Origin of the sequence: Mesorhizobium sp. M7A.F.Ca.AU.001.01.1.1 (assembly GCF_004022735.1) — a bacterium.
In the GTDB taxonomy this organism is placed as follows: Bacteria; Pseudomonadota; Alphaproteobacteria; order Rhizobiales; family Rhizobiaceae; genus Mesorhizobium; species Mesorhizobium ciceri.
Genome location: NZ_RZPF01000655.1, coordinates 1 through 3,715 on the forward strand (window position 1 = coordinate 1; position 3,715 = coordinate 3,715).

The window sequence follows — 3,715 nt, forward strand, 5'->3', positions numbered from 1 at the left end:
GTCTTCAGATAAGGCACGCCGCTCAGCTTCTCCAGCCGTTCGGGTTTCAGCAAAGCGCCGCTGATGACGATGTCGCAGCGCTTCGATTCCAGGCCGGGAAGCAGGCCGCTGAAGTCCATCGTCGTGATACTGGCGTCGACCTTCCAGTGCGCGGCCAGCGCCTTGATGACGTCGATGTCGACGCCAACGGGAGCCTCGCCCGCCGTCTTGATGAATTCCATCGGCGGGAAAGTGGGATCGACGCAGGCTTGCAGTTTACCGTCGGCGGCGAAGCTCGGCGGCTGTGCTGCCGCCGGCGTGGCGGCCGCGAGGGCGATGAGTAGAAGGATCTTGCGGTTCATGGTTCACCTCTAGTTTGGGCTCTTGGCGGCCTCAAGGAACGCTTGCCGAAAGTTCGTCAATAGTCAACATAATTCATTTAAGAGAACAGGAGACAGCGAAAGAATGGCGCCACCGCATCGGCAACCGGCATCGAAAGTCCGGAGCCGCGAGCCGCGACGCCATCACCGATGGCGTCGGCGCGCTCCTGTAGCGGCCAAGGCCACGCGTCAGTGCGTCTCGGCATTCTTTGCGGCGATCAGGCAGATCAGTTCGTACATCATCACCATGGCGACCTGCGCCGTGATCTGGTTGGGGCTGTCCTTGGTCGGCATCAGGCAGACGACGTCCCCACCGATGATGTTGAGCCCCTTCAATCCTTGCAGAAGGCGCGTCGCCTCGCGGATGGTCAGGCCGCCGAAGCCCGGCTCGAGGTTCGAAACCCCGGGAGCGACGGAGGGGTCGAGGCTGTCGAGATCGAAGGTGATGTAGGCGGGGCGATCGCCAACCCGCTCGCGGATCATCTCCACCATGCGCTCTATGCCCAAGCGTTCGAACTCGTCCATCGTAACAACCCGATAGCCCAGAGCGCGACTCGAGCCGCCAACGCCGCCGGTGTGGATATCCGCCGCCGGATGACCGCGCATGCCGATCTGGATGCTGCGTTCCGGGTCGACCGCACCTTCCTTTGCCGTATAGGCCGCCCAGTGCGCCGCCGAACGCTTCGCGCCAAGCCAGTGGGGCATGTTGTCGTAGGAATCGGTGTGCGCGTCGAAATGGATCAGCGAGCAGGGCTGGCCTCCCGACAGGCGCCGGCCCGGTCCGGCGATGGCCTTGATGATAGGCCCGGTGATCGAGTGATCGCCGCCGATGGAAACCGGGTTTGTGCCGGCGGCGTCGAGCCGGGCGTAGAAGGCTTCGATGTCGCGGACACAGGCCTCGTTGTTCATGGCCTCGGGCAGGGGAACGTCGCCAAGATCGCTGATCTTGGCGGCATCCCATGGCGAAAAGCCGTGCACCCCGTGCGAGCGGCGATAGTAGCCCGACACGTTGCGGACCGCGCGCGGGCCAAGATGTTGGTCGCGCTCCGTCGAGCCGTTTCCGGAGCTGTGCGGCACGCCGACCAGGCCGATATCCACATCGGCCGGAGTCTCCGCTACCGGGCAGCGGAAAAACGTCGCGATGCCCCACCAGTACCAACTCTGCGAACTGCGCCTGGCTTCGGCAATATCGTCTTGGCTCATCATCGCTCCTTCATCCGTATGCTGGCGGGGAAGGCTCGCCTCATGGCACCGCCGCCTCCTCGAAATTCATCTGGATGCTGGTGGGGAATTCTGTATAAGTCAACAAAGTTGTTCTATACAGAACACATAAAATTCCGGCTTGTACGGCGGACCGAGCTGACGGTATGGGATTGAACATGCTGAGAGCGCAATCATGACGAGTGGCACCCAGAGGCCGTCCACGGCCCGCATCGGTGATGCCCTGCGCAATCGACGGCGCGAACTGGACCTTACCCTCCAGGCCGTGGCGGATGGCGTTGAAGTCAGCAAGGGTTTTCTCAGCGAAGTCGAACGCGACAAGGCCTCGCCCTCGGTGGCAACGCTCGTTCGCCTGTGCGACATTCTTGGAATTACGATCGGCAGCCTGTTCCAGCATGACAACACGGCTGTCGTCCGCGTTGACGCGCGCACTCCGGCGGTGCTCGGCGGCACCGACCTTTTAGACTTCCTGCTCAGCCCGAAATCCGCGGTTCGGACGCAGGCGATCCTGTCGATCATGGCGCCGGGCGGCACCGGCGGCGACAAGCTCTACAGCTGGCGTTCGGAAGAGGAATTCGTGTTCGTCGTCGAGGGCAGCGTGACCGTGTTGCTCGAAGGCGAGGAGTTCGTCCTGCTCGAAGGCGACGCCATGACTTTCGACCCAAGACGCCTCCACACCTTCCGCAACAGTTCCGCCACCAAGCAGGCGCAAGCGCTTTTCATCCTGTCGCCGCCGTCCGTCTAGAGGCGCAGTCATCTTAAGCCAGCGTAGTCCGATGACGTCGGCTTTCGGGAAACGGCGAAGCTGGTCTTAACGACCGACTTGAGGCGCAAAGCTGCCGGCTTCACCCCTCGGGAGTTTCGCGCTCGCCTGCCGGGCCTCGCCTTCGATCTCGATCTTGCTCCGCGCTTGAAGATCGAAGCGCACCGTTACGGTGCGCATGCGCGCATGCAGGACTCCGTCCAGCGTACCGCGCATTTCATGCAGATAAGTCAGCGACGATTTCCCAAGCTTTTCTATAACGCTGCGAACGGTGACCAGAGTTCCCACCGCGGTTTCATGCACGTAGTCGATCTCCATCCTCACATCCGCCCAGCCGAGGGTCGGCGTCAAACGAGGATCGGCAATCCTGCCCAGCAACTGGAAACTGGCGTCATCGAACATCGCCACATAATGACGAACGTTGAGATGGCCCATCGCGTCGCACATCCAAGGATGCACGACGCCGACATAGGTTTCGATGCCGGGGGGCGTCAAAACCCGACCTCATGTGCGCCCTTGAGATCCAGCAGTTGACGGGCTTCGTCGGGCGTCGCGATTTCGAGCGACAACTCGTTGAGAATGCGCTTTATCTTGGCCACCTGTTCGGCATTGCTCTTGGCGAGCGTGCCCTTGCCGACATAGAGGCTGTCTTCCAAACCGACCCGTACATTGCCGCCCATGATCGCGCCCATCGTGCAGAGATTTATCTGGTGCTTGCCCGCGGCAAGGATCGACCAGAGATAGTCGTCTCCGAACAGCCGATCAGCCGTCCTGCGCATGTGCATCATGTCTTCTGGGTCGGCGCCGATACCGCCCAGCAGCCCGAAGATCGTCTGGACGAAAAGCGGCGGCTTCAGCAGCTTGCGGTCGAGAAAGTGCGCAAGCGTGTAGAGGTGACTGACATCGTAGCACTCGAACTCGAACTTCGTGCCATAAGCCTGGCCGACCTCGACGATGATCCGCTCGATCTGCTCGAACGTGTTGGAGACGATGCCCTTCTTTGTGTCTTCCAGATAGCCCTTCTCCCAGTCGTACTTCCAGTCGGTGTATTTCGGCGCGATGTGGTGCAAGGCGAAATTCATAGATCCCATATTGAGCGAGCAGAGTTCCGGCTTCGAAGCGTGCGCCGCTTCAAGGCGCTCTTCGAGGGTCATCTTCAGCCCGCCGCCGGTGGAAATGTTCATCACGGCGTCGGTCTGCTGCTTGATGCGCGGCAGGAAATCCATAAACAGCCTGGGATCAGGGGTAGGCTTGCCGGTCTCCGGATCGCGGGCATGCAGATGGATCACCGACGCCCCGGCTTCGGCTGCTCCGACAGCGGCGTCGACGATCTCGGACGGCGTTATCGGCAGATACGGGCTCATCGTCGGCG

Annotated in this window: 5 protein-coding genes; 1 reads left to right on the top strand and 4 read right to left on the bottom strand. The window is 61.6% G+C overall.

Annotated elements, in window-relative coordinates; genetic code table 11:
• A partial coding sequence (locus EN884_RS29160) for a transporter substrate-binding domain-containing protein (RefSeq protein WP_128360889.1) occupies nucleotides 1-341 on the bottom strand: 341 nt, incomplete at its 3' end.
• 207 nt (nucleotides 342-548) lie between these two features.
• Nucleotides 549-1,565 carry an arginase family protein gene (locus EN884_RS29165; protein ID WP_245469526.1) on the bottom strand — a complete coding sequence of 339 codons (1,017 nt, stop codon included), beginning with the start codon at nucleotides 1,563-1,565 and terminating at the stop codon, nucleotides 549-551.
• 190 nt (nucleotides 1,566-1,755) lie between these two features.
• On the opposite strand from EN884_RS29165, the gene EN884_RS29170 reads away from it, so the two are divergent.
• The gene (locus EN884_RS29170) at nucleotides 1,756-2,325 is read left to right on the top strand and encodes a cupin domain-containing protein (protein WP_063168754.1); all 570 of its coding nucleotides are present in this window, start codon (nucleotides 1,756-1,758) and stop codon (nucleotides 2,323-2,325) included.
• A gap of 66 nt (nucleotides 2,326-2,391) precedes the next feature.
• Here the strand turns inward: EN884_RS29170 and EN884_RS29175 are convergent, their stop codons facing one another.
• Nucleotides 2,392-2,838, bottom strand: a complete 447-nt coding sequence (locus EN884_RS29175; protein ID WP_164745900.1) for an acyl-CoA thioesterase — start codon at nucleotides 2,836-2,838, stop codon at nucleotides 2,392-2,394.
• Nucleotides 2,835-3,715, bottom strand: an 881-nt coding sequence (locus EN884_RS29180; RefSeq protein ID WP_164895216.1) for a 3-keto-5-aminohexanoate cleavage protein, incomplete at its 5' end; no start/stop codon positions are given. The genes EN884_RS29175 and EN884_RS29180, both read right to left, overlap by 4 nt.

Bases quoted from the DNA above. Each gene is read 5' to 3' on its own strand.
- EN884_RS29165 (WP_245469526.1), bottom strand. From the start codon at position 1,565: ATGATGAGCCAAGACGATATTGCCGAAGCCAGGCGCAGTTCGCAGAGT.
- EN884_RS29170 (WP_063168754.1), top strand. From the start codon at position 1,756: ATGACGAGTGGCACCCAGAGGCCGTCCACGGCCCGCATCGGTGATGCC.